The sequence below is a fragment of the Brevundimonas sp. SS2672 genome (genome assembly GCF_059579685.1).
On the sequence record NZ_CM184201.1, the window covers coordinates 186,159 to 211,770 of the forward strand.

The 25,612-nt window shown below is 68.4% G+C and carries 22 protein-coding genes and 1 pseudogene; 16 read left to right on the forward strand and 7 right to left on the reverse strand.

All coding sequences use genetic code 11. The features are described from left to right. Window positions 1-4: 4 nt before the first annotated feature. The 5 genes and pseudogenes from gtdA (at window position 5) to AC52GN_RS00925 (ending at window position 5,285) form a co-directional block, all read left to right on the forward strand. Window positions 5-1,057, forward strand: a complete 1,053-nt coding sequence (gene gtdA, locus AC52GN_RS00905; RefSeq protein WP_343831728.1) for a gentisate 1,2-dioxygenase — start codon at window positions 5-7, stop codon at window positions 1,055-1,057. After that, window positions 1,054-1,752: a fumarylacetoacetate hydrolase family protein gene (locus AC52GN_RS00910; RefSeq protein WP_452112421.1), complete on the forward strand. Its 699-nt coding sequence runs from the start codon at window positions 1,054-1,056 to the stop codon at window positions 1,750-1,752. Before gtdA ends, AC52GN_RS00910 begins: the two co-directional genes overlap by 4 nt. Before the next feature lie 172 nt (window positions 1,753-1,924). Next, window positions 1,925-3,139 (forward strand): annotated as a pseudogene (locus tag AC52GN_RS00915) (MFS transporter); the annotation flags it as partial. A gap of 25 nt (window positions 3,140-3,164) precedes the next feature. Next, on the forward strand, window positions 3,165-3,794 hold the full coding sequence (maiA, locus tag AC52GN_RS00920) for a maleylacetoacetate isomerase (RefSeq protein ID WP_496527882.1): 630 nt from the start codon (window positions 3,165-3,167) through the stop codon (window positions 3,792-3,794). A 54-nt stretch (window positions 3,795-3,848) separates the two neighbouring features. Next, complete coding sequence (locus tag AC52GN_RS00925) at window positions 3,849-5,285, forward strand: alginate export family protein (protein WP_496527883.1); 1,437 nt, start codon at window positions 3,849-3,851, stop codon at window positions 5,283-5,285. Between the two features lie 45 nt (window positions 5,286-5,330). Here AC52GN_RS00925 and AC52GN_RS00930 read toward each other — a convergent pair whose 3' ends face one another. From AC52GN_RS00930 to AC52GN_RS00940, 3 genes are all read right to left on the reverse strand, one after another. Further along, a complete protein-coding gene (locus AC52GN_RS00930; protein WP_496527884.1) occupies window positions 5,331-7,940 on the reverse strand; it encodes a M14 family zinc carboxypeptidase in 2,610 nt (869 codons plus the stop codon). 27 nt (window positions 7,941-7,967) lie between these two features. Then, a complete protein-coding gene (locus AC52GN_RS00935; RefSeq protein ID WP_496527885.1) occupies window positions 7,968-10,478 on the reverse strand; it encodes a TonB-dependent receptor in 2,511 nt (836 codons plus the stop codon). A gap of 302 nt (window positions 10,479-10,780) precedes the next feature. Then, window positions 10,781-10,996, reverse strand: a complete 216-nt coding sequence (locus AC52GN_RS00940) for a hypothetical protein (RefSeq protein ID WP_312219799.1) — start codon at window positions 10,994-10,996, stop codon at window positions 10,781-10,783. A gap of 227 nt (window positions 10,997-11,223) precedes the next feature. Between AC52GN_RS00940 and AC52GN_RS00945 the strand changes: the two genes are divergently transcribed. Together AC52GN_RS00945 and AC52GN_RS00950 are read left to right on the forward strand one after the other, a co-directional pair. Then, window positions 11,224-11,616 carry a TadE/TadG family type IV pilus assembly protein gene (locus tag AC52GN_RS00945; protein WP_312219798.1) on the forward strand — a complete coding sequence of 131 codons (393 nt, stop codon included), beginning with the start codon at window positions 11,224-11,226 and terminating at the stop codon, window positions 11,614-11,616. 1 nt (window position 11,617) lies between these two features. After that, window positions 11,618-13,264, forward strand: a complete 1,647-nt coding sequence (locus AC52GN_RS00950) for a TadG family pilus assembly protein (RefSeq protein ID WP_496527886.1) — start codon at window positions 11,618-11,620, stop codon at window positions 13,262-13,264. 19 nt (window positions 13,265-13,283) lie between these two features. Here the strand turns inward: AC52GN_RS00950 and AC52GN_RS00955 are convergent, their stop codons facing one another. Beyond that, entirely contained in the window at window positions 13,284-14,636 is a 1,353-nt protein-coding gene (locus AC52GN_RS00955) for a M23 family metallopeptidase (protein ID WP_291778870.1), read from the reverse strand. Between the two features lie 431 nt (window positions 14,637-15,067). Between AC52GN_RS00955 and AC52GN_RS00960 the strand changes: the two genes are divergently transcribed. From AC52GN_RS00960 to AC52GN_RS00975, 4 genes are all read left to right on the forward strand, one after another. Further along, a complete protein-coding gene (locus AC52GN_RS00960) occupies window positions 15,068-18,178 on the forward strand; it encodes an intermembrane phospholipid transport protein YdbH family protein (protein WP_496527887.1) in 3,111 nt (1,036 codons plus the stop codon). An 88-nt stretch (window positions 18,179-18,266) separates the two neighbouring features. Further along, a complete protein-coding gene (locus AC52GN_RS00965; RefSeq protein ID WP_291778878.1) occupies window positions 18,267-18,455 on the forward strand; it encodes a YnbE family lipoprotein in 189 nt (62 codons plus the stop codon). Between the two features lie 20 nt (window positions 18,456-18,475). Further along, on the forward strand, window positions 18,476-18,835 hold the full coding sequence (locus AC52GN_RS00970) for a YdbL family probable chaperone protein (protein WP_496527888.1): 360 nt from the start codon (window positions 18,476-18,478) through the stop codon (window positions 18,833-18,835). An 8-nt stretch (window positions 18,836-18,843) separates the two neighbouring features. Continuing rightward, window positions 18,844-19,152, forward strand: a complete 309-nt coding sequence (locus AC52GN_RS00975) for a hypothetical protein (RefSeq protein WP_291778884.1) — start codon at window positions 18,844-18,846, stop codon at window positions 19,150-19,152. Window positions 19,153-19,156: 4 nt separating this feature from the next. On the opposite strand, the gene AC52GN_RS00980 is transcribed toward AC52GN_RS00975, so the two are convergent. Further along, entirely contained in the window at window positions 19,157-20,308 is a 1,152-nt protein-coding gene (locus AC52GN_RS00980) for a DNA cytosine methyltransferase (RefSeq protein WP_496527889.1), read from the reverse strand. Window positions 20,309-20,404: 96 nt separating this feature from the next. On the opposite strand from AC52GN_RS00980, the gene AC52GN_RS00985 reads away from it, so the two are divergent. From AC52GN_RS00985 to AC52GN_RS01005, 5 genes are all read left to right on the forward strand, one after another. After that, complete coding sequence (locus tag AC52GN_RS00985) at window positions 20,405-20,857, forward strand: COG3650 family protein (protein WP_496527890.1); 453 nt, start codon at window positions 20,405-20,407, stop codon at window positions 20,855-20,857. 82 nt (window positions 20,858-20,939) lie between these two features. After that, window positions 20,940-22,073 (forward strand): acyltransferase family protein, encoded by a 1,134-nt coding sequence (locus AC52GN_RS00990; RefSeq protein ID WP_496527891.1) that lies wholly within the window; start codon window positions 20,940-20,942, stop codon window positions 22,071-22,073. Between the two features lie 32 nt (window positions 22,074-22,105). Beyond that, entirely contained in the window at window positions 22,106-22,636 is a 531-nt protein-coding gene (locus AC52GN_RS00995) for a CHAP domain-containing protein (RefSeq protein ID WP_046652349.1), read from the forward strand. 56 nt (window positions 22,637-22,692) lie between these two features. Next, window positions 22,693-23,535: a tryptophan 2,3-dioxygenase gene (locus tag AC52GN_RS01000; protein ID WP_312219474.1), complete on the forward strand. Its 843-nt coding sequence runs from the start codon at window positions 22,693-22,695 to the stop codon at window positions 23,533-23,535. 69 nt (window positions 23,536-23,604) lie between these two features. Beyond that, window positions 23,605-24,054, forward strand: a complete 450-nt coding sequence (locus AC52GN_RS01005; RefSeq protein WP_496527892.1) for a PA2169 family four-helix-bundle protein — start codon at window positions 23,605-23,607, stop codon at window positions 24,052-24,054. Window positions 24,055-24,317: 263 nt separating this feature from the next. On the opposite strand, the gene rplS is transcribed toward AC52GN_RS01005, so the two are convergent. Together rplS and trmD are read right to left on the reverse strand one after the other, a co-directional pair. After that, a complete protein-coding gene (gene rplS, locus AC52GN_RS01010) occupies window positions 24,318-24,734 on the reverse strand; it encodes a 50S ribosomal protein L19 (protein ID WP_291778912.1) in 417 nt (138 codons plus the stop codon). Between the two features lies 1 nt (window position 24,735). Then, window positions 24,736-25,461, reverse strand: a complete 726-nt coding sequence (trmD, locus tag AC52GN_RS01015) for a tRNA (guanosine(37)-N1)-methyltransferase TrmD (protein ID WP_121482067.1) — start codon at window positions 25,459-25,461, stop codon at window positions 24,736-24,738. Window positions 25,462-25,612 lie beyond the last annotated feature (151 nt).

The window sequence follows — 25,612 nt, forward strand, 5'->3', positions numbered from 1 at the left end:
TCACATGACGCAGCTGACCAACGACAACCGCGCCCAGCTCGAGACCCTCTATCAGCAGATGGAGCCGGAAGGGCTCTACCCTCTGTGGGAGAAGCTGGCCGCCCTGGTCCTGCCCCAGCCGCAGTCGCCGGCCCAGGTGCACAAATGGGTCTATGACAACGCCCGCGACTATCTGATGCGCGCCGGCGACCTGATCAGCGCCAAGGACGCCGAGCGGCGGGTGCTGATCCTGGAGAACCCCGGCCTGCCGGGCCATTCGGGCATCACGCCCAGCCTCTACGCCGGCCTGCAGCTGATCCTGCCGGGCGAGGTCGCCCCGGCCCACCGCCACGCCCAGTGCGCCCTGCGCTTCGTGCTGGAAGGCGAGGACGCCTATACGGCGGTCGATGGCGAGAAGGCGGTGATGCGCCCCTTCGACCTGGTGCTGACGCCGGGCGGCCAGTGGCACGACCACGGCAATCCGACCGACAAGCCGATGATCTGGCTGGACGGTCTGGATATCCCGACCGTGCGCCATTTCGACGCTAGCTTCGCCGAGCACTATCACGAGGACCGCTTCCCGGAGCAGGCCCCGGCGGGCGACAGCCTGAACCGCTACGGCCGCAACATGCGTCCCCTGAAGGGCCACACGGCGGACCGTCGCCCGGCGCACCAGCCTCTGTTCCACTACCCCTACGCCGAGTGGCGTCCGGCCCTGGACGCCCTGGCCGAGAGCGGCGCCGAGATCGACCCGCACCTGGGTCATGCGCTGGAGTTCATGAATCCGATCGACGGCGGCCCGATCATGGCCACCATCTCGGCCCATGTCCGCCTGCTGCCGAACGGTTTCCAGACGCGTCCGCGTCGCGCGACCGACGGGACCATCTTCGTCGTCGTGGAAGGAACCGGCGAGGCCGTGATCGAGGGCGAGACCGTCGCCCTGAACCCCCGCGACATCGTCGTCGTCCCGTCGTGGAAACAGGTGGTGTTCAAGGCCGAGAGCCAGCTTGTGCTGTTCGGCTACTCGGACAAGGCCTGTCAGGAAAAACTGAATCTTTACAAGGAAGAAAACGCGTGAGCCTGCTGTTCCAACCGCAAGCGCCGGTCCTGGCCAAGACTTCGACGGGCGACGATTTCCCGGTTCGCCGCATCTTCTGCGTCGGCCGCAACTACGCCGCCCATGCGCGCGAGATGGGGCGCGACCCCGACCGCGAACCGCCCTTCTTCTTCACCGCCTGGGCCGAGACGGTCGTGCCGGATGGAACGACCATCGCCTATCCGTCCAAGACGGAGAACTTCCACTATGAGGCCGAACTGGTCGTCGCCGTGGGCAAGGGCGGGCGCGACATCGCCGTCGAGGACGCGCTGGACCACGTCTGGGGCTACGCCACGGGCCTGGATATGACCCGCCGCGACCTGCAACTGGAAGCTCGCGCCCAGGGCCGTCCGTGGGACACCGGCAAGAACGTCGAACAGTCGTCGCCGCTGGGCCTGATCCTGAAGGCGGGCGGGGGCGACTTCGACCCGAACAAGGGCGCGATCAAGCTGACCGTCAACGGCGAGGTCAAGCAGGACGCCGACCTGGCCGACCTGATCTGGCCGGTGGCGGACATCATCGCCTATCTGTCGACCCTGTGGGAGATCCAGCCGGGCGATCTGATCTACACAGGCACGCCGGCGGGCGTCGGCGCCGTGGTCGAGGGCGACGAGATGGTGGTGACCATCGACGGCCTGACGCCGCTCAATATCAAGGTCGGTCCGAAGGCCGCCTGATCCCCTTCAACGCATCATCAGCAATCACGGAGAGGCGCGCGTCAGACGCGCCCTCCGCAGGAGGACTACACATATGGCAGCCATGGGCGAAGGAGGCGGCAACGCCGTCATCGACCGGGCCAGATTCGGCCCGCTGCAGTTCGGCGTCACGGCGCTGTGCTTCATCATCGCCATGCTCGACGGCTTCGACACCCAGTCGATCGCCTTCGTCGCGCCCAAGATCGCCGAGGACTGGGGTCTGGCCCCGTCGGCCTTCGGTCCGATCTTCGCCATCGGCCTTCTGGGCCTGACCGTCGGCGCCTTCACCCTGAGCCCGGCGGCGGACAAGTTCGGCCGCAAGACGGTCATCCTGATCTCGACCCTGATCTTCGGCCTGTTCGCCCTGCTGACGGCGTTCTCGACCTCGATGAACGAGCTGTTGATCTACCGCTTCATCACCGGGGTCGGCCTGGGCGCCGCCATGCCCAACATCATCGCCCTGACCAGCGAATACGGCCCGGCGCGGCTGCGCGCGACCCTGGTGACGGTCATGTTCTGCGGCTTCCCGCTGGGATCGACCATCGGCGGCCTGGTTTCGACCTGGCTGATCGCGACCTGGGACTGGCACTCGGTCTTCGTCGTCGGCGGCGTCCTGCCGCTTCTGCTGCTGCCGGTTCTCTACTTCATGCTGCCGGAATCGGTGCGCTTCCTGGTCGCCAAGGGTGCGCCGGAGCACAGGATCGCGCCCATCGTGAAGAAGATCGACGCCAGCGCTTCGGTCGACGAATTCATCGCCGGCCTGAAGCATGAACAGTCTTCGGCGGCCAAGGGCTTCTCGGTCTTCCAGCTGTTCCGCGAGGGCCGCACGCCCGTGACCCTGCTGCTGTGGGTCGCCTTCTTCATGAACCTGCTGGTCATGTACTTCCTGGTGAACTGGCTGCCGACCCTGCTGAAGGGAGCGGGCCTGCCGCTTAGCATGGCCATCCTGTCCACCTCGATCCTGAACCTCGGCGGCGTCGTCGGCGCCATCGTCCTGGGTCGGATGATCGACAGGATCAGTCCCTATGTCGTCCTGGGCGCGGCCTACGCCGCCTCGGCCGCCTTCATCGCCCTGCTGGCTTTCGGCGGCACCAATCTGCCGGTCCTGCTGGTCGGCGCGGCCCTGTCCGGCTTCGGCGTCGTCGGCGCCCAGATCGGCTGCAATGCTCTGACGGCGGCGGTCTACCCGACGGCCATCCGCGCCACGGGCGTGGGTTGGGCCCTGGGCGTCGGCCGCATCGGCGCCATCGTCGGCCCGCTGGTCGGCGGCGTGCTGCTGGCCGCCGGCTGGACGCCGCAGTCGCTGATCCTGCTGGCCGTCATCCCCGCCGCGATCGCCTCGATCGCCGTCTTCACCCTCGGCGGCGTGCGCCGTCGGGCCGGAGTCCGACCCCATGATCCTGCACGGCTATTTCCGCTCCACGGCCTCCTGGCGCGTTCGTATCGCTCTCGGCCTCAAGGGGTTGGAGGCCGTGCAGGTCGCCCACCACCTGCGCAAGGGCGAGCAGCGGGCGCCGGCGTACCTGGCGCTCAATCCGCAAGGGTTGCTGCCGTCGCTCGTCACCGACGACGGCGCGGTCCTGACCCAGTCCCTGGCCATCATCGAATACCTGGACGAGATCGCGCCCGAGCCGGCCCTTCTGCCCGTCGTGCCGGTGCTGAAGGCCAAGGTCCGGGCCGTGGCCCAGGCGGTCGCCTGCGACATCCACCCGGTGCAGAATCTCAAGGTGCTGCAACGCCTGCGCGAACTGGGCTTGGGTGAAGAGCTGGTCCAGGCCTGGGCCTCGACCACGATCGAGGAAGGTCTCGACGCCGTCGACCGACTGCTGGCGGATCAGCCGGGTCCCTTCGCCTTCGGCGACGCCCCAAGCCTGGCCGACCTGTGCATCGTGCCGCAACTGGGCAACGCTCGCCGCTTCGGCGTCGAACTGCGCTGGCCGCGCCTGGTGGCGCTTGAGGCGGCCTGTCTCGAACTGCCCGCCTTCCAGAACGCCGCGCCCGGCCAGCAGCCCGACGCCGAATAATCATCTCAACCGAACCGAGCGCGGAGACAACCGCGCCCTTTCCCGGAGGAAACCATGACCATCGCCGCTGCGGCCGCCGCCGCATTGCTTTCGCACGCCCCCATGCCCGCCGACGCCGAGGCGCCGATCCAGACCGCGCCGGCCGCCGCGCCTGCTGCTCCGGTCGCGCCGCCGCCGTTCAAGCTGATCAACCACGATGAGAATTACGCCTACCTGGCCGACCCGGCGAAGCGCACCTCGACCTGGTCGAGGTTCAAATATGTCCCGGTCGGCGGCGAGGACAGCCCCGTATGGGCCAGCTTCGGCGGCGAACTGCGCTTTCGCGCCGAGCATCGCGACAACGAACGCTTCGGCCGCGGTCCGCAGGACACCGGCGGCGATTTCCAGACCCGCGCCCGCCTGTGGGGCGAGCTGAACCTGGGCTCTTCGCTGCGCGCCTTCGTCGACGTGCAGGACGCCCGCACCTCGGGTCTGGCCAGCGGCGAGCCGGTGATCGAGGAGAACCGCACCGACCTGCATCAGGCCTTCATCGAGGCGAAGACGGGTCTGGGCGGCGGAAGCTTGCGCGTCCGCGCCGGCCGTCAGGAGTTCGGCCAGGGCGGCTTCCGTCTGTTCGACATGCGCGAGGGCGCCAACGCCCGGATGGCCCTGGACATGGTCCGGGTCATGTACGACAGCCCGACCGGCTGGAGCGGCGGCGCCTTCGCCGGCTATGCGCTGCGCGAGGGCAAGGCCTCGTGGGACGACGCCACCAATTTCGACTATCGCCTGTATGGCGCGACGGCCGCGAAGACGCTGGGGCAGGGGGCGACGGCGCCGAAGCTGGAGCTGCTCTACGCCAACACCGATCGCCTGACGACGCCGTTCGATGGTCAACTTCCCGGCCGCGACGACCGCGACACCCTGTCGGTGCGCCTGTCGGGTAAGGTCGCGCCCTGGGACTATGAGGTCGAGGCGGTCAAACAGTGGGGCTCGTTCCGTGATCTCGACATCGACGCCTGGTTCATCTCGGCCGTCGGCGGTCGCACCTTCGCGGATGTGAAGTGGTCGCCGCGCGTGGCCGTGCGCCTGGACGTCGGCTCGGGCGACAAGAACCCGAACGACGGCAAGCTGAACAGCTTCAACCCCCTGTTCCCGCAGCCGGCCGCCCTGCGCACCGATCTGGGCTTCGCCAACCTGATCCTGCTGCAGCCCGAGGTGACGGTGCGTCCGTCGCCCAAGCTGACGCTCGGCGCCAACACGGCCGGTCTGTGGCGCCAGAGCAAGGACGACGGTCTCTACGCCCTGTCGGGTCTGGTGCTGCGCGGGGCGGATGAAGGAGAGTCGTCCTATGTCGGCTGGCGCACGGGCGTCTTCGCCCGCTACGCCCTGACGCCCTATGTCTCGCTGATGGGCGTGGCCAACTACACCAAGGCCGGCGACTTCCTGAAGGAAACCGGGACCGCCGAGAACCAGTCCTACCTGGGAACCTTCCTGACCTTCAGGTTCTGAGCGGGATCAGAACCTGAAGGCGGACAGCCTCCTGTCGAACCCGGCCTAACGTCGCGAAGGCGAGGAGAGGTGGTTCGACAGGAACAGGGCGTTGATCAGCAGACGCTCCGTCCCCAACCAGTATTTGCGGTGGGCCGGGTCGTCGGCGAACAGGACGACGTTGCCCGCGCCGATCGGGTTCACCTGAGCCCAGACCGAACCGGCCGAGCGGGCGCGCAGGGCTTCGGGCAGGTAGCCGTTGACCTGCGGGTCGGTCTCGATCCGCACGACGTTGGCGAAGGGATCGGCCACGGGCGCCAGCACGACGTCCGTCTCCTTGTTCACGAACAGGTCGCGGCGCGACAGGCCGAAGGCCAGGGGATGGCTGATGTCGGCGTCGGCCGACAGGGCGTTGCCCGCCGTGCGTTGTTCTCCCTGGATGGCGCCGCGGTCGGCGTAGTCACGGCGCTCGACCTCGGCCTTCTTCTCGTCTTCTGAGGCGGCTTGCGGGGCCAGGCCGTTGGCGGCGGCCCAGCGCGCGGCGTTGCCGAACGCCACCAGGGACCCGCCCGCCCGCACCCAGGCCTTCAGGGCGTCCACCGTCGGTTGGCCCAGGTTGTCGTAGCGCCCTCCGGACAGGACGATGCTGTCATAGCTTCCCAGCGGCACGCGGCCCAACTGGGACGGGTCCAGCCGCGTCGCCGGGTAGTTCAGCCGCTCGCTGAGGGCGAACCAGGTCGAGCCGATTTCGGTGGCGTTGACGCCCTCGCCCATGACCAGGGCGATGCGCGGCGCGCGCACGACTTTCACGTTGTCGCTGCCCAGATCGACGCCCGCGACGCTCTGGCCGGTCGAGACGGCGTGGGCGACCACGCCCGCCTCGCGTGCGGCCGTGTCGACGGCGGTGCGCAGGGCGGCGGCGTCCAGCGATTGTCCCGCCGTGGTCACGACCAGGGAGCCGCGCCCGAAGGCGCTGTCGCCCGCCGCCGTCCTTGCGGTCAGCGGCTCGAACGCCGCGCGGACGCGCACGTCCTGACGCAGCAGGGCCGCCAGAACGCGCGGGGCGTTCAGATCGCGCCAGTCGACGACATAGGCGTAGGCGTCCTGCGGCCCGCTGACGCCGCCGTTTGCGACGGGCGCTTCGGTCACGGCGGACCCGTGGGCGGGGATACGGCGCAGGCCGTCGCTCTTCAGCCCATAGGCCAGGGCGACGGAATAGGAGGTGCTGCCGTAGACGCTGCCCCTGGTCGGCGGCGTCCGGTCGAAGATGGAATGCACCAGGCGGAACTGCGGCTGGGCCGAGGGCACGACATAGGCGCTGCCCGGCTCATAGGCGCGGCCGTTCTGCATCACCCGCTCGGTCAGCGGGTGGACCTGGATGTGGTGGGCCAGCAGTAGGTCCAGCGTCTGGCGCGTCAGGCCCGGATCGGCCGCATCGCCGAAGACGAAGGCCTGGCTGGAATGGCGCCGTCCCTGTTCGACGGCCGAACGGAAGAAGTCGCGCTGGAAGGCCTGCAGTCCGGCGCGCTCGGCGACGGCGCCGCGGATGGTGGCCAGGCCGACATTGGTCTGGTTGCGGATGGTGAAGGGGAAGGTCAGCGGGCCGTTGGCCGTGTCCTGCACCAGGCCGCGCGAGCTGGCCTGTTCGACCGTCACCCCGACCCCGCCGTGGAAGTCGGGATAGGTCGAGCCGTAGACCGGCGAGAAGTTGTCGAAAACCTCGCGCGTGTAATAGAGCGAGCCGAGGCTATCCAGCGCCTGGGCGTGATACCTGGCCAGCGTCACGTTCCACTCATAGCTGGCGCGCGGCAGCAGCGGGCTTTCCATGCTGGCGGGCGAGGGCTCGAAATAATAGGTGCTGCCCGGGCCCATCTCGTGGAAGTCGATCTGGATGTTGGGCCGCCAGCGGTGGAAGGCCTCCAGCTTGGCGCGCGTCTCGGCCTGCGTCACCGCCAGCCAGTCGCGATTCAGGTCAGTGAAATAGTGGTTGGTGCGCCCGGCGGGCCAGGCCTCGACGTGCTCCTTGTCCAGCGGGTCCGAGACAGCGGGCTGGTTCTTCCAGGCGTTGTGCCAGTTGGCGGCGCGGTCGCGGCCGTCGGGGTTCTGGGCCGGATCGATGACGACCACGGCCTTGTCCAGCCAGTCCAGCACCTCGGGCGACCGCCCGGCGGCGAGGTAGTAGGCGGTCAGCAGGGCCGCCTCGCCGCTGGAGGTCTCATTGCCGTGGACGCTGTAGAACAGGCCGACGACGACCGGGGCGTCGGCGCCCGCCACCGGGCCGCCGGGATCGCCCGCCGCGATATGGGCGCGCTGGATCTGGTCGATCCGACCCTGATTGGCACCCGAGGTGATGACCACGGACAGCAGGGGCCGCTCTTCATAGCTGCGGCCGATCTCCTCGACCGTCACCCGGTCCGACAGGCGGGCCAGTTCGCGCAGATAGTCCACGATGCGGTCGTGGCGGGTGTAGTGTGTGCCGATCGGATAGCCGAGGAAGGCTTCCGGCGTCGGGATGGCGGGGTCGAAATCCCCCGCCGCCGCCTGAGGGAAGAAATAGGCGCTCTGGGCCAGGGCCGGAGCGGGCGCCGCCAGGGCGACGCCGCCCAGCAGGATCGCCGCCGCCGCGCCGCCGGTGAGGATGCGACGGAGGGATGAACGGGCGTGTTGAACGCTCATGGTGTCAGGTCTCGATGCGAAAAGGGATCAGAAGCGGACGTCGAAGCCGACGCGGAAGTAGCGCCCGCGCAGATCGTACTGGCCGAAGTCGTAGGGCGCACGCACGCCGGGGAAGGAGGCGTCGTGCGGCGGCGCTTCGTCCATCAGGTTCTCGATCTTGGCGTAGAGCGTCACGCGCTCCAGCCCGGACCACGCCGCATACAGATCGAACTGGTGATAGGCGTCCACGCGCGATTGTCCCCCGACTTCCGGCACCTGATCATAACCCGAGGTGTAGTACCAGGTCAGGTTGGCGTCGAAGACGTCGCGGTTCCAGGCCAGCCGCGTCGTCGCCTTGTGCGCCGGCAGGGTCGCGCCCCGGTTCGACCCGGCGTAGTCCAGCAGCGGCCCGCCCGCCGCGTTCGGCCGCTTGTATTCCAGCAGGTGCGTATAGGCGCTGGAGACGGTGAACGTCCCCCAACCGTCTGTGCGCCAGCGCTGGCTGAAGTCCACGTCGAAGCCCGAGGTCTCCAGCGCCGTCAGGTTGCGATAGCGGTTGTAGACGGCCTGCAGCTTGCCGCGTTCATCGCGGACGACGTCGGCGGGGTCGTTGCCCTGGACGATGGCGGTGGTGTTGCCCGAGCCGATCAGATTGTCGAGCTTGATCTGATACCAGTCGATGCTCAGCGCCGTGTCGCGCGTCGGGGTGAAGACGACGCCCAGATTGTAGGAACGGGTCTTTTCCGGCTCCAGATCGGTGTTGCCCACGGTGAAGAAGGTCGGGCTCTGGCGCGAGTTGGGCAGGTCGGGATCATAGGGGTCGATGACCGAGCCGTAGGAGATCATAGTCGAGGCCGAGTTCTCCGACAGCGACGGCGCCCGGAAACCGCGTGAGGCCGAGGCCCGCAGCGCCAGCCACTCCAGCGGCTTCCACCGCACGCCCGCCTTGGGCGAGAAGGCGCTGCCGAAGTCGCTGTATTCATCCGCTCGCGCCGCGACCTGGATGTCCAGATTGCTCAGGACGGGGATGTTGAACTCGGCATAGGCGGCCCAGACGTCGCGCTCGCCGTCCACGGCGGCGATGGCGGGGCGGATCTGCAGCCCGGCGTCGATCTGCCATGGATTGCTGGAGACCAGGCTTTCATGCCGGAACTCGACCCCGGCGGCGTAGCCGACCTGACCGGCGGGCAGGTTGAACAGCTCGCCGGAAATCTTGAAGTCAGCCCCATAGAGGCGCGACTCCGCCGGACGCAGAGTCGACAGGCGGATGCCGTCCAGCACGGCCTGCGGCGTGGCGGCCGGATCGTGCAGGTTCAGCGTGCCGTTGGCCAGGGCGTCGGCCAGGTTCCAGCGATGGGCGAAGCCGCCCGACACAGTCTCGCGCTCGTCGCTGCCCGAGGCGAAGACGGCCGCCTCCCAGTCGAAGCGGTCATGGCGCCCGCGCACCCCGGCGAGGGCGCGATAGGACTTGGACTCATTGGTCTTCAGCGTCCGGCCCAGGTCGAAGAAGGTGTATTCGATCGGCGTGGCGACGCCGTAGGGATTATAGGGGTTGTTCGCGGGCAGCAGGTTCGACACCGGCTCGGCCAGCCCGGTCTCGGCGTTCAGCGCGAACCGCCCGCCTTCCAGCGTGAAGAAGGGGCTTGAGCCGAACAGGGACGCCCCCTCGACGTAGGAATAGAGCACCTCGCCAAAGGCCTCGATCTGCGGCGTCAGGCGCTTGGTCCCGAACAGATAGGCCTGATAGCGGTCGGTCGAGGGGATCAGCGTCGTGTGCGGCGCCAGGTTGATGGCGCAGGTGTCGCCGGCCAGGCCGTCGATCGGGGCGCTGGCGGTCAGCACCATGCCCTCGGGGCACTGGCCCTGGGCGTTGAGGAAGGGCACGGACTTGCCGTCGACCAGGAAGCGCGCCCCCTTGGCCGACCAGCCATTCCAGCGGCCGCCGGGCAGGTCGTCATAGATGCCCGACTTGGTCAGGTCGCGCTGGTCCTGATCCAGCCGATTGCGGGTATAGGCCTCCAGCGACAGCAGGATGTTGTAGCCGTCCGTCTCCAGGTCGCCATGCCCGGCGACCAGTTTGGCGGTGGAGGTCTCCAGCCCGCCCTGATCGGCGAGGCCGTAGCTGGCGCCGAATTCCAGGCCCTGGAAATTCTGGCGGGTGATGATGTTGGTGACGCCCGCCACCGCGTCCGAGCCATAGACGGCCGAGGCGCCGTCCTTCAGCACCTCCAGCCTCTGCGTCGCCACCATCGGCAGGGCGTTCAGATTGACGAAGGTGTCCGACAGGCCGCCGCCGGGGAAGCCGTAGTTGGCCACGCGCCGCCCATTCAGCAGCACCAGGGTGTTCTTCTGCGACAGGCCGCGCAGGCCGATGCCCGCCGCGCCTGACGACCAGCCGCTGTTCTGCGTCTCGTTGGAGCCGTTGCCGGTATTGGCCGAGATCGAGCGCAGCAGGTCCGCCGTCGTCGACTTGCCCGAGCTTTCCAGCTCCTCGCGCCCGATCACCTGCACCGGGTTGAAGCCTTCGGTGTTGGCGCGGCGGATGTTGGACCCGGTCACCACGACGTCCGCGACCGAATGAGCCGCCGCAACCTGGGCTTGGTCTGTTAGATTTTCATCGCTTCGGGCTTGTGCGGCGCCGCACGCGCTTGCGGCCGAAAGAAAGGCGAGAACGGTCAGGGAGGGCCTGATCATGGGGATGTTTCACTGCAATAAGTGTCACAATTGGGCGCGCAATAAGGCATGCCAAGCCGGCTTGCATAACTTAGAAATTCTATCCGTATGGCGAGAAACGGTAGCCGATGACACCGGCGCTGCGGTCGTTAAATGCTTCCGTCCTGCGCTCTGGACGCGGCGAGCCCCTATCCTTTGCTCGGTTTGGGGCGAGGGTCGTCGCCGCCGCCCTTCTTCTTGAAGGTGTCCCCGATCTCCCGCGCGTCAGGACCGTCCGGTCCGGCGCGACGTTGAGACTCGCGCCCGACCCGGCGCACCGCTTCGTCGGGCGTGTCGGCGTCAGGCTTCCCGCCTGGAATGGCGGCGTTGCGCTCCCGTCCCTTGGATTGCTGTCTGTCGCGCATTGCTCTCTCTCCTGTCGTGATCACTCAGAGTGAGGCGGAGAGCCACGGAAATGGTTCCCGAAGAGGGAGCAAGGTCGAGAAGCCTCCTGATACGGCCGACGGTTTGCGATGCGGCCTGAGGGGCGGAGTCGAAGCGTTCATCACGCGCCTACACTCTCCTTTAAGTTGTGTAGTTGATCGTGCTCGTGTCACGAGGTGCAATGATGCGAGATGAACGGCGTATCGGGATGGCGAAGCGGCAAGGGGCGGCGGCGGTGGAGTTCGCCATCGTCGGGCCGGTGTTCTTTCTGCTGCTGGCGGGAATGATCGTCTACGGCGGCTGGTTCTGGATGGCGCATTCGGTCCAGGCGGCCGTGTCCGAGGGCGCGCGCGCCGCGATCGCGGGACTGGACGCTGTCGAGCGCGAACAACTGGCGCGCGAAGTCGTGGAGACCCAGCTGAAGGACCTCGGGCTCAAGGCCGCCGACGCCGTCGTGGCGGTCCGCGCTGAGCCGGGGCGTTTCCGGGTCGAGGTGGCCTATGACGCAGGCGGACATCCGTTGATGGCCCTGTCGCCGCTGACCGTGCCGCCCCCTCGCATCATTCGCCGCACCGCCGTCATCCGCGTGGAGGAGGCGTGAGATGGGCCGGCGTCGCCGCCTTTCCAGCGATGACCGGGGCGGGGTTGCGGTCATGGCCGCCGTCTTCGGCGCCCTGATCTGCGTCCTGGCAGCCCTGGCGGTCGATGTGGGCTCCATGGTTCTGAAGGGACGCGAAGTCCAGGGGGCGGCGGACCTGTCGGCGCTGGCGGCCGCCCAAACCTTATCCGACCCGCCCGAACGGACCGAGGCCGCAGCCCGCCTCACAGCCCAGGACAATCTGGTCGATCTGGCCGGAGCGCGGATCCAGCGGGGCGTCTATACGCCTGACCCCCGGTTGAAGCCGCGCGCGCGTTTCGCCGACGGCGGGTCCAGACCCAACGCCGCCCGCGTGACCTTGAGCGCCCCGGCGCCCCTCTATTTCGGCCGCTGGATACTGAGGCGAGACAGCGTGACGGTGTCGAAATCGGCCACGGCGGCGCTGCCCGGCGGTCCGCCCAGCGCCGTCTTCTCCATCGGTTCGCGCCTAGCGGGGCTGGACGGCGGATTGGCGAACGCCCTGCTGTCCGGCCTGCTGGGAAGCAAGGTGTCCCTGACGGTGATGGACTATCGCGCCCTGGCTGACGCTCAGGTCAACCTGCTGCAGTTCTCGGACGCCCTGGCGGCCGAGCTAGGGGTGACGGCGGGAGATTATGACGCCTTGCTGGCGCATGAAGCCCAGACGGGCCAGGTGCTGAGGGCGCTGGAGGCCGTCGCCGGGTCGGGCGCAGAAAGCGCGCTGAGCAAGCTGACGCGCCTGCCGCTGAACGCCGTGGTCAAGCTCGAGGAGCTGATCGGGGTGGATGCAGATGCGCGCGGCGGCTTGCGGCGAGGGCTGGACGCCGAGGTCTCGGCCATGGACCTGCTGATGGCGACGCTGCAGACCGCCAATCAGGATCGTCAGCTGGCCCTGGATGTGGGCGCGCGCGCCGGACTGGCGGACCTCGACGTCATGCTGGCGATCGGCGAACGTCCCAATCGCGCGCCCTGGCTGACGGTGACCGGCACAGGCGAGCCGATCATCCGCACGGTGCAGACGCGCCTCTATCTTGAGGCGACGGCCTTGGACAAGGTTCCGCTCGTGGGGCTGCTGGCGCAGGTGAAGGTCCCCATCCTGATCGAAGCGGCCAGTGCCGAGGCGCGGCTCAAGGCGATCGAGTGCGAGGGAACGCCGCGCGTTCTGATCGAGGCGCGGCCCGGCGTGGCGCGCGTGCGCCTGGGCCAGATCGATCCTAAACGCCTGCGGGACTTCAAGTCCGAGCTCAAGGTCAGCCCGGCCAGGCTGGTGTCCGTATTGCTGATCACGGTGGAGGGCGTCGCGGACATCCAGGTGGCGGATCTGGATTGGAGCGAGCTGCGCTTCACGGGAAGCGAGATCGGGTCGAGCCAGCCCAAGACCGTCCGCGCCAAGGGCTTCGTGAACGGCCTGATCGTCACCCTGCTGCGGGACACGCGGCTGACGGCCCTGGGGATACCCCTGCACCTCGTCACCCAGTTGCTGGCGGGCGTGCTGACGCCGCTCGGGCCGGTGCTGGACGGCGTGGTTCAGCCTCTGCTGGACCTGCTCGGCGTCCGGCTGGGAGAGGCGGATGTGTGGGTGCACGGCGTGCGCTGTCCAAACCAGGGCGGTGTTCCGCAACTGGTCGGCTGAGCGATCGGAGAGAGTGCGATCAGCCTTCGGCGGGACGCAGGCCGGTCGAGGCCTGCTGGACCACCGGGCGACGCTGGCCGCCGGCGGCGATGATGCGATCGATGCGGGCCTTCTCGGCGCGGAAGGCGTTCAGGTCGGCGCCGGCCAGGACGGTGCCTTCCTGAGTCTTGATGCCCGAGGGATTGATCCGCTGGCCGTTGCGCCAGATTTCATAGTGCAGGTGCGGCCCGGTCGAGGCGCCGGTCGAACCGACATAGGCCACGACCTGGCCCTGGGTCACGCGCTGGCCGGCGCGCATGCCCGAGGCGTAGCGCGACAGGTGGCCGTAGCCGCTTTCCAGGCCGTTGGCGTGGCGAATGCGCAGCCAGTTGCCGTAGCCGCCCCAGCGCCGGGCCTCGACCACCACGCCGTCGGCGGGCGCCACCACGGGCGTGCCGGTGGAGGCGGCGAAGTCCATCCCCTGGTGCATCTTGCGATAGCCGGAGATGGGATGGGTGCGAACGCCGAAATTGGAGCTGACGCGGCGGAAGTTCTGCAGCGGCGTGCGCATCATGGCGGTGCGCGTGTTCTTGCCCGTGGCGTCGAAATACTGGGCCGTCTTCGAGCCGGCGGGCTGGAAGCGGTAGAAGGCGTGACCCTTCAACTCTGCGTAGAGCAGTTCGCCGGTTTCGACGGTGCGGCCCGATTCCGTGACCGTGCGATCGAACACCAGGGTGAATTCGTCCGAGGCGCGCACGTCGCGCTGCATGTCGAACTTGTGGGCGAACAGCTGGCTGGCGCGACGCACCACGGCCGAGGTGGCGCCCAGTTCGCGGGCGCTGGCCGACAGGGAGCGCTGCACCTTGTCGTTGGCGACGACGGTTTCCTGGGCGATCTTCTCGTCCAGCGAGCGCAGGCGCAGCGCGCCGTCGAAACTGCGCGACACGGTCAGTTGGCTGGCCGGACCGGTGCGCATGGTCAGGCCGATCAGGCGGGCGTCGCCCAGGCCGCCGCGCGGCTTGGACACGGCGGTTTCGAAACGCAGGCCCGCGCGCAGATCCTTGAGGTCGAAGGCGCTGGCGACGGTGGCGGCCACGGCCTTGGCCTCGTCGGCGCCGATGCCGGTGCGGCGCACGGCCTGCTCGAAGGTCTCGCCGCGGCGAATCTGGACGGGAATGGCTTCCGGCGTGGTCATGCCGGCTGGCGCGGCGGCGGCGGCGTAGGCCTGGGCCTCCAGGGATTCGATCTGCTCCGCCGTCAGGACCGGAACTTCCTCGGCCTTGACCTGTTCATACCCACGACCGGCGAACAGGGCGATGCCCACGGCGGCGCAGGTCGTCAGCAGGTGCGGCGCGAGCCGGACAGGCTGGCGGCGAGGATCGAACTGAGCCATGGGTCCCCGGCAAGTCGGCGACGCGTTCCGCGCCAAAACAGTCGAGATCTCGACGCGCTTGCCGGTCGTCCGGCGAACGCGAAGCGAGCCGTATAGCCCGCACGTCCCATCTTGGGAAGATGGAATGTTACGATTGGTTAACATGGCCGCGATGATCTGCAGTAATTTACCGTTCTGCGTGAGTCTCTCGCCAAACTTCGCCTTCCTGTAGTCGAGGTCGGCTGGTAGTGGCGCAGGTGTCACGTCGCAGTGCTCATTCTGCAACGACTGTTGTTGTCGCGCATTCTGTGGCGTTGTTCCCCTTCCTGTTAAGTTGAACGCCGCTCCCCTTGACCGACGACATAGCCACTTCAGGATCCGACGCCGGATCCGCCCAGTCCCCTGGCGCGCCGTCCGGAAAGGGAAGGCCGCGACGACGGCTGGCCAGGACGGTGCTGATCGTTCTGGCGTTGCTGCTGGTGCTGGCGGCGACGCTTTATCTGAACCGGCGGGCGGCGGCGCGCGAGCTGCTGGTCGGCTGGCTGGATCGCAAGGGCATCGACGCCGACGTCGAGGTCGAGCGGCTGGAGCTCAACGGCTTTGTCGGCAAGGTCTCCATCGGCGATCCAGAGAACCCCGACTTCAAGGTCGAGCGGGTCGAGGTCGACTACGCCGTGGGCCTGCCGTGGTCGAAGGCCGGACTGGGGGTGACGCCCAGCCGCATCCGTCTGGTCCGTCCGATCGTTCGAGCGGCGTGGAAGGGCGGGAAGCTGTCGCTGGGCAGTCTCGATCCCCTGGTCGAGGAGTTCACCGGCAAGCCGCCCAGGCCGGATTCCCGCGCGCCGCTGGTCATCGTTGAAGGCGGCCAGGCGCGGCTCGACACCGAATACGGCCCGCTGCGTCTGCTGGCGGACGCCCGGATCGACGACGGCAAGCTGATGCGGCTGTCGGGACGGATGCCGGCCGCCTCGCTCAAGAGCGGCGAGACCGAGGCGCGCGGCCTGGCCGGCGTGATCGATGTGACGACCGCGGGCGACCGTACGACGGTGAAGCTGGACGCCCAGGCCGAGCGCTTCGCCGTGGCGGGCGTCGGCGGGCAGGGGGCGGCGCTGAGTCTCAGCGGCGACCTGCCCTACCCGGACATGAAGACCCGGCGCGGCGACGGTCGGGTCGGCCTCAACGCGCGGCTGACGGCGGATGAACTGGCCGGCGCCGGGACGACGGCGCGCCAGGCGGTCGCGACGATGGAGTTCGCCGGGGCGGTCGAAGGCTGGCTCAACGCCTACAGCCTCAAGGGCGAGGCGAAGGGGACGGCGACTGCGGACCGCCTCCAGGGCGAGGGAATGGAGGTTCGTCAGGCGGCGCTGGATCTCAGCCGCCTCGTCCTGTCGACCTCAGGCGGGACGGAAGCCGAGGAGATGAAGTGGCGGGCGGCTTCGCCCCTGCGGCTGACGGCGGCGTCGGGCCGGTTCGGCGAGACCCGTTTGACCCAGGCGGTCCTCGTCTCGACCGCCCTGGAGGCCGGCGGCAAGGGGGAAGCCTTCGAGGTCCAGGGGCCGGCGACCCTGACCGTTCGGCGCCTGGCGACGGGCGATGTGACGCTGGACGGCGCGCGCGGGCGTCTGGACGTCGATCTGGTGCGGGATTCCATCACGCGGATCAGCGCCGCCGGAGCCCTGGCGGCGGATCGTGTTTCGGCGCCCGTGCTCGGCGCGCCTCAGGCTGACGACATTCCCGAACTCGCCGAGATGAAGCGGGCGCTGGGGGCCTTCGCCCTGGATGCGCCCCAGGTGCGGCTGGTCAGCGACAACGCCGGGGTGGAGCTGGTCCTGCTGCGGCCGCTGACCGCCCGCCCGGCCAACGGCGGCGAGCTGCAGTTGTCCTCGGCGAGGGCGCCGGTGCTGTCCATGAGGGCGGGCGGCGCGGCGCAGGGCGCCTTCAGCGTGGCGTCCAGACGCGGCGGCGGCTTGCCGGAAGCGCGCTTCGACGGCGTGCAGTGGCGGATGACGCCGGGCGGATTCGCCGCGACGCTGAAGGGGGAGGCGGCTCTGGATTTTGGGCCTGCGCGCGACATCGCCTTCAGCACCCGGGGCGAACTGGTCTCCACGGGCGGGCGGCTGACCTATGCGACGAACGACTGCATTCCCTTGACGGTGCGCAAGCTGGACCTGGGCGAGAACTCGGTTGAGGCCGTGACCGGCCGGGCGTGTCCGACATCGGACCCGCTGGTCGTGGTTCAGAACGGTCTCTGGCGCGCTCGGACGCGGCTGGCCGACGTGGCGGCCTCCGTGCCGGTTTTCGAGGCGGGCCTTTCCGCCGCGGAGGGCGAGCTGACGGTCGACGGCGGACCGAAAGGGGTGTCGATGCGCGTCGGGGCCGTCAAGGCCCAGGTCGCGGATACGGCCGATCCGGTCCGCTTCCTGCCGCTTCAGGCCAAGGGCGAGGCGCAACTGGCGGATGACGTCTGGACGGCCGCCTTTGACCTCAGCCGTTTGGACCACGCCGTCGGGCGGGTCGACGTGCGTCACGACGTGAGGGCCGAGGCGGGCGGGGCGGTGATCTCGGCGCCCAGTCTGACCTTCACCGAGCATGGGCTGCAGCCCGACGACCTCAGCCCGCTCGTGGCCGACTATGTGAAGTCGCCGGTCGAAGGCTCGGCCGGGTTCGAGGGGCGTTTCGACTGGACGGCCGAGAGCGCGACCAGTTCAGGCGTCCTGACTGTGCCCGATCTGGATTTCACCAGTCCGGCGGGCAAGGTCCAGGGGCTGAAGGGGCGGGTGGAGTTCACCAGCCTGACGCCGCTGATCACCGCGCCGAACCAGACGTTGACGGCCGACCGGGTGCAGACGGTGACGCCGCTGACCGATCTTCAGCTGTCCTTCGGTCTGGACGAAAAGGCCCTGACCATCGACGGCGGCCAGATCCAGGCGGCGGGCGGGCGCATCAGCGTCGAGCCCCTGTCGCTGCCGCTGACGCCGGGCGAGGGCTGGGGCGGCGTGGTCGTGGTAGAGGGCGTGCAACTGAACGAACTGCTGAAGAGCGCCAATCTTCAGGACAAGGCCGAGTTCGACGCCGTGGTGTCGGGACGACTGCCCTTCACCTATGATCCCAAGGACGGTTGGCGCATTGTCGGCGGCGTGCTGAACGGGGTGCGCCCCGGCCGTCTGTCGATCCAGCCCGAGGTGTTCGATGATCTGGCCGCAGGCGGCGGGGGCGAGGCCGGGGTTCCGCCCAACACCATGCAGGATCTGGCCTATCAGGCCATGCAGGACCTGGCGATCAGCGACCTGACCGCCGAGGTCAACAGCCTGGATGAGGGGCGCCTGGGCGTCCGGTTCCGCATCAACGGCCGTCACGACCCGCCCGAGCGAGAGCAGCTTCGCCTGACCTTCATGGAGCTGATCCGGCGTGACTTCCTGAACAAGAAGCTGAACCTGCCGTCGGACACGCCGATCGACCTGACGCTGGACACGACCTGGAACGCCAACCAGATCATTTCCGACCTGCTGGAATATGCGCGTCGGGGGGAGACGCCCGTGCTGACGACGGATGAAACGCCTTGAGTCACGGCCGCGCTTTGTTCAGAACCCATTCACACGCCGCTGCGTTTAATGGCGGCGACTTCCAACGCCGCCTTCGGAGATCGGCCACATGATCAGCAAGCGCCACATCGTCGCCATGCTCGGCCTCGGCGCCGTCAGCCTGGCCGCATGCGCGCCTACGGTGAACATCAAGTTCAGCGAGCCGCTGCAGATCTACGCCAAGCTGGACGCCGACATCCGCATCAAGCTGGACCAGGAACTGCAGAACCTGCTCCGCGAAAACCCCAACCTGTTCTGATACGAAAGGGGGCTTTAGACATGACTTACCGCAAACTCTTCGTCGCCGTGGCCGCTGTCGCTGCTCTGGGCGCCGCCGCCGGCGCCGCCGTGGCGCAGACCGCCTCGCAGAAGGCCCTGGTCGATCAGGCCAAGGCCGCCGGCGCGGCCGGCGAGCAGGCCGACGGTTACGTCGGCGTGCGCACCTCGGTCGACGGCCCCACCCAGGCCGCCATCAGCGCGACCAACGCCGGTCGCCGCCAGGCCTACGCCCGCAGCGCCTCCGACGCCGGCACCTCGGCCGAGGTGGCGGGCGCCCGGATGTTCGAGACCCAGCTGCTGCCGCGCATCAGCTCGGGCCAGTGGTACAAGAACGCCCAGGGCCAGTGGGTCCAGCGCTGAGCTGAGCCATGACGAAGACCTCCAGGGGCGGGCGACTGGTCCGGCTTCTGCGGTCGCTGGTTCTCGCCGTCGCCATATCGGCCGTCAGCACCCTGGGGCTGGCGGCCTATTGGCGTCTCATCGGCGGAGGCGAGATGAGCCTGCATGGCTGGATCGCCATGGGGCTGGGCGTGCTCGGCACGGTCGGCCTGGCCTGGGGGCTGATGGCCCTGGCCTTCCGGTCTGATCGCGAGGGCTGGGACGATCGGGTGGACAACCACCTCGATCCCGGCATCGAAAGCGCCGAGGACCGCAAGGACGACGAGCTCTACTATTGAGGTTTCAGGCGGCGGCTTCGGCCTGGCGTCCGGTCAGGGCGGGAAGGAACAGGCCGCGCGTCAGGGCCTCGACCACAGGCACGGCCACAGCGTCGCCCATCAGCTTCAGCGACGCGCTTTCGCTGGCGGGCAGGCGATAGGCGTCGCTCACACCCATCAGCCGCGCGGCCTCGCGTCCGGTCAGGCGGCGCATGGCGATGCGTCCGCCCTCGACGATCACGACATACTGGCGCGACGACCCGCCGGACGGCGTGCGCAGGCAACCCGCCAGTCCGTCGAAGCGCATCTCCAGCCGCTGCAGCTTCTCGCCGTTCTTGACCCGCACCCGGCGGAAGGCCGCGCCCACACGCCGCTCGCCTGAAGCCTGGATCGCCTCCAGCCGGGCGCGGTGCAGCGGCGACAGCATGGCCAGCAAGGCTTGTGTCTCCGCCGGGGTGAAACAGGGCGCGTCGCTTTCCAGCACGGTCGCCAGGTCGAGGTTGCGGCGCGGCGGAACGGCCAGCCGCCACCAGGCCCAATTCGTCTTAACCGGCTCCGGCAGGCGCTCCCAGGCGGCGATCAGGCGCGAGGAGTGGAAGGGCTGGGTCGGGGCGGGCAGGCGCGGCCCCTCGACGCCGCGCATGGCGACGATGAACAGGCGCGGGCGCGACTGCGGCAGCCACAGTCCGGCGTCGATCTCCAGGGCGCCCACCGTATAGCCCGCCTCGGCCATGGCCCCGCAGACGGCGGCGAAGTCCTGCCCCTCGCCCGAGGTTAGCAGGCCGACGACGTTTTCCAGCACGATGACGCGCGGCGCGCGGTCCTCGGCGTCCAGCCCCTGCATCAGCTTCCAGAAGCCCCAGAAGGCGCCCGAGCGTTGCGCCTTCAGACCGCCCCGCGCGCCCGCCAGGCTCACGTCCTGGCACGGCGATGAGGCCCAGCACAGGTCGGGCGCGCCGGGAATCTGATCCGGCGTCACGGTCCAGACGTCGTCGTGGATCAGCGGCGTATCGGGATGGTTGGCGCGGAAGGCGCGGGCCTTGGCCGCGTCGATGTCATTGGCCAGAACGGTACGGAAGCCTGCACCGTCCAGGCTCAGTCCCAGGCCCGCCAGGCCGCCGCCCGCGAAGAACTCGCAGGCCGTCAGGTCAGCGTCGGGGGCGGGGCGAATCGGCATGAGGACACACTAACCCAGGCGAGCCGCTTTGGCGCCTGTCTTGACGGGGTGAAGGCAAACCCGGACTTTGGCCGGAAACCTTCTGAAAGGACCGCCATGCGCGTCGCCCTCTTCTCCGCCGCCGCCGTTTCTCTGGCTCTGGCCGCCTGCACGCCGCCTGCTGAAAAGGCGGCGGAGCCCGCCAAGGCCGAGCCGCGCGCCCTGGCCGGCGTCGATCTGGATCAGCCGCTACGGGTGCTGGGAACCGAGCCCTTCTGGGCCGTGGAGATCACGCCGCAGGGCCTGACCTATTCCGGAGTCGACCGGCCCGAGCAGAAGGCCGCCAACCCCGGCCCGGCCCTGCAGGGCACGGTCGCGACCTGGTCGACCAAGACCGAGGCGGGCGCGGATCTGGCCGTCACCCTGACGGCGACGGACTGCTCGGACGGCATGAGCGACCGCACCTATCCCCTGACCGCCAAGGTCGAGATCGGCGACGAGACCCTGACCGGCTGCGCCGCGGCCACGGCGGCGATCGAGAGAGCCGGGGAGAGCGGTCGCGTAGAGTAAGGCGAAGCTGGCGCCCGGCTTGCATTGAGCGCTGTTGCGCGACCGGGCTGTCCCCGGTCGGTTCACCGGCCAGGATGGTCCCATGACGCCCGTAGCGACGCCGATCGACATCCGTCCCCTGACCTCGCTCAGGTTCCTCGCGGCCCTGTGGGTCGTGGTCTATCTGATGTGGCCCAATCTGGCGGTCGGCGGCATGCCCGCCCTGGCCGCCAAGGGCTATCTGGGGGTCGAACTCTTCTTCGTCCTGTCGGGCTTCATCCTCAGCCACGTCTATCTCCAGGCGTTCGGCGAGAAACGCTTCGGCTACAGGGGCTTCTTGTGGGCGCGCATCGCGCGGGTCTATCCGCTGCACCTGTTCACCCTGTTCGGCGTCATGGCCCTGGGACTGGCGGCGACGGCGGCGGGGATGGCGATCGATTCCGGCATCCTCAGCTGGAAGACGCTGCTGCCCAATCTACTGATGGTTCACGCCTGGGGTTTCGCGGGCGAGGCGGGCTGGAACCATCCGTCCTGGTCGATCTCGGCCGAGTGGTTCGCCTATCTGACCTTCCCGCTCTTCGCCGCCGCAGCGTGGAAGCTGCGGAACCGGCCCTGGCTGGCGACGGGCGCGGCGGCCTTGCTGCTGGTCGCCCTCTACGTCGGCTTCGAACGCGTCGCGGGCTATCGCCTGACGGAGGCGACGTTCAAGTGGGGGGCGCTGCGGATCGTGCCCTGCTTCGCCTACGGCTGCGCCCTCTACCTGGTTTACCGGCGTGCGCCCCTGCCGCGCGCGGGCCTGCTGGCCCTGGCGGCGGCGGTCGTGATGGCGTTCAGCGCCGCCCTGATGAGCTGGGACGGGATCACCGTCCTGTCCGGCGGCCTGCTGATCCTGGCCCTGGCCGGCATTCCGGCGGACAGGGCGGGCGTCCTGGGTTCCGCCCCTGCAGTCTATCTCGGCGAGATCAGTTATGCGGTCTATATGCTGTGCGCCCCGTGGCAGATCCTGGCGGTCAATATCGTGGCGCGCCTGACGGGGGCGGAGGACAAGCAGCTTCCGCTCGTACTGTGGCTGGCGATCATTGCAGGCTTGATTGTCGCCGCCGCGATTGTTCACCAACTGATCGAGCGTCCGGCCCGTACGTTCCTGCGCGGCTGGGCGACCAAGCGGCGATCATCTGTGGATCAGTCGGGGAAACAGTCGGAAACAGTTCTTCAACATTCTGACCCTATCGTCTAAGGCTTGTCCGCGTTCAGTCGGGAGCACGCCAGATGATGAAACGGCTCACAGCCGCCGCCCTTGCGGCGACCCTGGGATTTTTCGCCTTCAGCACCACCCCGGCCCAGGCCGGCGACCCCTACTGGCAGTGCGTGACCTTCGCGCGCATGTTCTCGGGCATTCAGATCTTCGGCGACGCCTGGACCTGGTGGCGTCAGGCCGTCAGCAAGTTCCGCACCGGCGACGCGCCTGAGACCGGCTCGGTGCTGGTGTTCCAGCCGCACGGCCGAATGAGCGCCGGCCACGTCGCCGTCGTCTCCGATGTCCTGACCGACCGCGTGATCCGCGTCACCCACGCCAACTGGGGCGGCAGCCGCGGCAAGGTCGAGGAGAACGTCACCGTCGTCGACGTCTCATCCTCGGGCGACTGGAGCCGGGTGAAGGTCTGGTACAACCCGATCAACGATCTGGGCACCACCGTCTATCCGACCTACGGCTTCATCTACAACAACGCCCGTGACGCCTTCGCCAACGGTCGCCAGATGGCCGCCAACGCCGTCGCTGACGACCGCGCCGCCAACTAGTTTCTCAAGTCAAAAAGGGTCTGGCCCCGCCCGGCTGATCGGGCGATAGCTGGCGTATGACCGACGCAAACGACATTCGCGGACACGCGATCGAGACGGCCAAGCATGAGCCGCAGGGCGTGACCTATGCCGGCTATCTGGCCCTCGACGACATCCTGTCCGCCCAGAAGCCGCGCTCCGACCAGCATGACGAGATGCTGTTCGTCATCATCCACCAGACCAAGGAACTGTGGCTCAAGCAGATCCTGCACGAGGTGGCGCTGGCGCAGACGCTGGTGCGGGCCGGCGATCTGGTGCCCGCCTACAAGAGCCTGGCGCGGGTCAGCCGCATCCAGGCGGTGATGACCCAGAGCTGGGACATCCTGGCCACCATGACGCCCGCCGACTACCTGAAGTTCCGCGGCGATCTGGGCGCCAGTTCGGGCTTCCAGAGCGACCAGTTCCGACGCCTCGAGACCATGCTGGGCCTGAAGGACTCGCGCTTCCTGCGCTTCCACGCCGAGCGTCCGGCCGCCCACGCGGCGCTGCAGGCGGCGCTGGAATCGCCCAGCCTCTATGACGACGCCCTGCGCCAACTGGCCAAGGCGGGCCTGCCGGTGCCCGACGCGGTGCTGAACCGCGACGTCAGCCAGTCCTACGAGGCGAATGAAGGCGTCGAGGCCGCCTGGCTCGAGGTCTATCGCGACACCGAGCGCTGGTGGCCCCTGTATCAGCTGGCCGAGAAGCTGGTCGATCTGGACGACGCCCTGCTGACATGGCGGCACAAGCATGTGGTCACGGTCGAGCGCATCATCGGCCGGCGTCAGGGCACCGGCGGCACCGACGGCGTGGGCTATCTGGTCGAGACGCTGAAGCGCCGCTGCTTCCCCGAACTCTGGTCCCTGCGCACCAAGCTTTAGGGCGGGGCGCAAGGCGCAACCTTCGCCGCTGGCAGGGGTTTTCCTCTGGGACAGCAACGGAGGTTTCCGATGGCCGGCAACAGCCACGACATCAAGATCCTCAACGGCTTGGTCGAGGGGCTGGTCGACAGCGCCGACGGCTATCACCAAGCCGCTCTGGAGGCGGCCGACGACGCCTATCGCACCTGGTTCGAGGCGCGGGCGGGCGAACGGCGGCGTCTGGCCGAAGCGTTCAAGGCGGCGGTGCGCGAACGCGGCGGGTCGCCGGAGGAAGATCGCTCCATCCTGGCCAAGGCGCAGCGCGCCTTCAGGGATGTCAGCCACGCCTTGCTGCGCAGCGAGGTCTCCATGATCGACACGATCGAAAACGGAGAGGAGCAGTTGAAGGCGCGGTTCGAGCGGGCGCTGGCGGACGACGCCCTGTCGGCCACGACAAAGGAGAGCATTCGCCGCGCTTACGGGGAGGTTCGGGCGGGGCGCGATCAGCTCGGCGCCCTGAAACAGGGACTGGCGGGATAAAGAGGCGGCGCTTCTCCCTCCCCTTCATGGGGAGGGTGGCTGAGGCCTTAGGCCGAAGTCGGGTGGGGGCGACAGGGCGGATCAAGCGCCACGTCTGAAATCACCCGGTCCTCCCCACCCGGTCGCTGCGCGACCACCCTCCCCATGAAGGGGAGGGAGAGAAGCGCGCTCAAGCCCTCTCTCACCGGGAGAGGGGCAACACAAAAAAGCCCCGGCGTTTCCACCGGGGCTTTTGATCTTCAGCGCGAAGCCGAAGCCTGAAATCAGGCCTCGTCGCCGGCCTTCTCGGTCGTGCCGGTGGCCGGGACGGCGACCTTGCGGGCCGTCTGGCGCTCGGCGATCCGGGCCGACTTGCCGCGACGGTCGCGCAGGTAATACAGCTTGGCGCGACGGACGACGCCGCGACGCTTCACTTCGATGGAGTCGACGTTCGGCGACAGGATCGGGAAGCGACGCTCCACGCCTTCACCGAACGAAATCTTGCGGACCGTGAAGGTCTCGTTCACGCCGCCGCCGTCACGGGCGATGCAGACGCCTTCGAACGCCTGGATGCGTTCGCGCTCGCCTTCCTTAATGCGCACGTGGACACGCAGGGTGTCGCCGGGCTGGAAGTCGGGGATGGTCTTGCCTTCGAGCAGGCGGGCTTTTTCTTCGGCAGCGAGTTGCTGGACGATGTTCATGTCATTTCTCCGGAGCTTGTTTGCTCTTTACCTGTAAGTTGGCGAGATGCCGCTCCCAGAGGTCCGGGCGCCGCTCCCGCGTCGTCGCTTCCCTTTGCTCCTGACGCCACTTGGCGATCTTCTTGTGATCGCCTGACAACAGGACTTCCGGGATGTCGTGGCCCTCGAACGTCCGCGGTCGCGTGTACTGCGGGTGTTCAAGCAGGTCGTCCTCGAAGCTCTCGGTGGACAGGCTTTCCGCCGCACCCAGAACCCCCGGAACCAACCGGACGCACGCCTCGATCGCCACCATGGCCGCCGCCTCGCCGCCGGCGAGCACCGCGTCCCCGACGGAGACCTCCTCGAACCCCCGGGCGTCGAGCACCCGCTGGTCCACCCCCTCGAAACGGCCGCACAGGACGACAATGCCGTCGGCCTTGGCCCATTCCGTCACTCGCGCCTGCGTCAGGGGTCGACCGCGTGCGCTCATGTACAAAAGCGGCCTAGGCGGGCCTTCCAGGCTGTCGAGAGCCCTGGCCACCACGTCCGCTTTAAGCACCTGACCGGGACCGCCACCCGCAGGGGTGTCGTCCAGGAAGCCGCGCTTATCTTCGGAAAACGCGCGAATGTCCAGAGTCTGCAAGTCCCACAGCCCCTTCTCGCGCCAGGCGGTGCCGATCAGCGACACCCCCAGCGGTCCGGGAAAGGCCTCGGGGAACATGGTCAGGACGGTGGCGGTAAAGGGCATGGGCAGCCTCCTAGCCCTTCTCCCCTCGGGGGAGAAGGTGTCATGCGTCAGCATGACGGATGAGGGGGCGGGCGGATGACAGCCGATACGCCTTCATAGTTTTTGCTCCAGTTTCAAGTGTCTCACTTTCCAGAAGCAAGTGGCGCGCTAC

Bases quoted from the DNA above. Each gene is read 5' to 3' on its own strand.
- gtdA (WP_343831728.1), top strand. From the start codon at position 5: ATGACGCAGCTGACCAACGACAACCGCGCCCAGCTCGAGACCCTCTAT.
- maiA (WP_496527882.1), top strand. From the start codon at position 3,165: ATGATCCTGCACGGCTATTTCCGCTCCACGGCCTCCTGGCGCGTTCGT.
- AC52GN_RS00925 (WP_496527883.1), top strand. From the start codon at position 3,849: ATGACCATCGCCGCTGCGGCCGCCGCCGCATTGCTTTCGCACGCCCCC.
- AC52GN_RS00930 (WP_496527884.1), bottom strand. From the start codon at position 7,940: ATGAGCGTTCAACACGCCCGTTCATCCCTCCGTCGCATCCTCACCGGC.
- AC52GN_RS00940 (WP_312219799.1), bottom strand. From the start codon at position 10,996: ATGCGCGACAGACAGCAATCCAAGGGACGGGAGCGCAACGCCGCCATT.
- AC52GN_RS00945 (WP_312219798.1), top strand. From the start codon at position 11,224: ATGGCGAAGCGGCAAGGGGCGGCGGCGGTGGAGTTCGCCATCGTCGGG.
- AC52GN_RS00950 (WP_496527886.1), top strand. From the start codon at position 11,618: ATGGGCCGGCGTCGCCGCCTTTCCAGCGATGACCGGGGCGGGGTTGCG.
- AC52GN_RS00955 (WP_291778870.1), bottom strand. From the start codon at position 14,636: ATGGCTCAGTTCGATCCTCGCCGCCAGCCTGTCCGGCTCGCGCCGCAC.
- AC52GN_RS00965 (WP_291778878.1), top strand. From the start codon at position 18,267: ATGATCAGCAAGCGCCACATCGTCGCCATGCTCGGCCTCGGCGCCGTC.
- AC52GN_RS00970 (WP_496527888.1), top strand. From the start codon at position 18,476: ATGACTTACCGCAAACTCTTCGTCGCCGTGGCCGCTGTCGCTGCTCTG.
- AC52GN_RS00975 (WP_291778884.1), top strand. From the start codon at position 18,844: ATGACGAAGACCTCCAGGGGCGGGCGACTGGTCCGGCTTCTGCGGTCG.
- AC52GN_RS00980 (WP_496527889.1), bottom strand. From the start codon at position 20,308: ATGCCGATTCGCCCCGCCCCCGACGCTGACCTGACGGCCTGCGAGTTC.
- AC52GN_RS00985 (WP_496527890.1), top strand. From the start codon at position 20,405: ATGCGCGTCGCCCTCTTCTCCGCCGCCGCCGTTTCTCTGGCTCTGGCC.
- AC52GN_RS00990 (WP_496527891.1), top strand. From the start codon at position 20,940: ATGACGCCCGTAGCGACGCCGATCGACATCCGTCCCCTGACCTCGCTC.
- AC52GN_RS00995 (WP_046652349.1), top strand. From the start codon at position 22,106: ATGATGAAACGGCTCACAGCCGCCGCCCTTGCGGCGACCCTGGGATTT.
- AC52GN_RS01000 (WP_312219474.1), top strand. From the start codon at position 22,693: ATGACCGACGCAAACGACATTCGCGGACACGCGATCGAGACGGCCAAG.
- AC52GN_RS01005 (WP_496527892.1), top strand. From the start codon at position 23,605: ATGGCCGGCAACAGCCACGACATCAAGATCCTCAACGGCTTGGTCGAG.
- rplS (WP_291778912.1), bottom strand. From the start codon at position 24,734: ATGAACATCGTCCAGCAACTCGCTGCCGAAGAAAAAGCCCGCCTGCTC.
- trmD (WP_121482067.1), bottom strand. From the start codon at position 25,461: ATGCCCTTTACCGCCACCGTCCTGACCATGTTCCCCGAGGCCTTTCCC.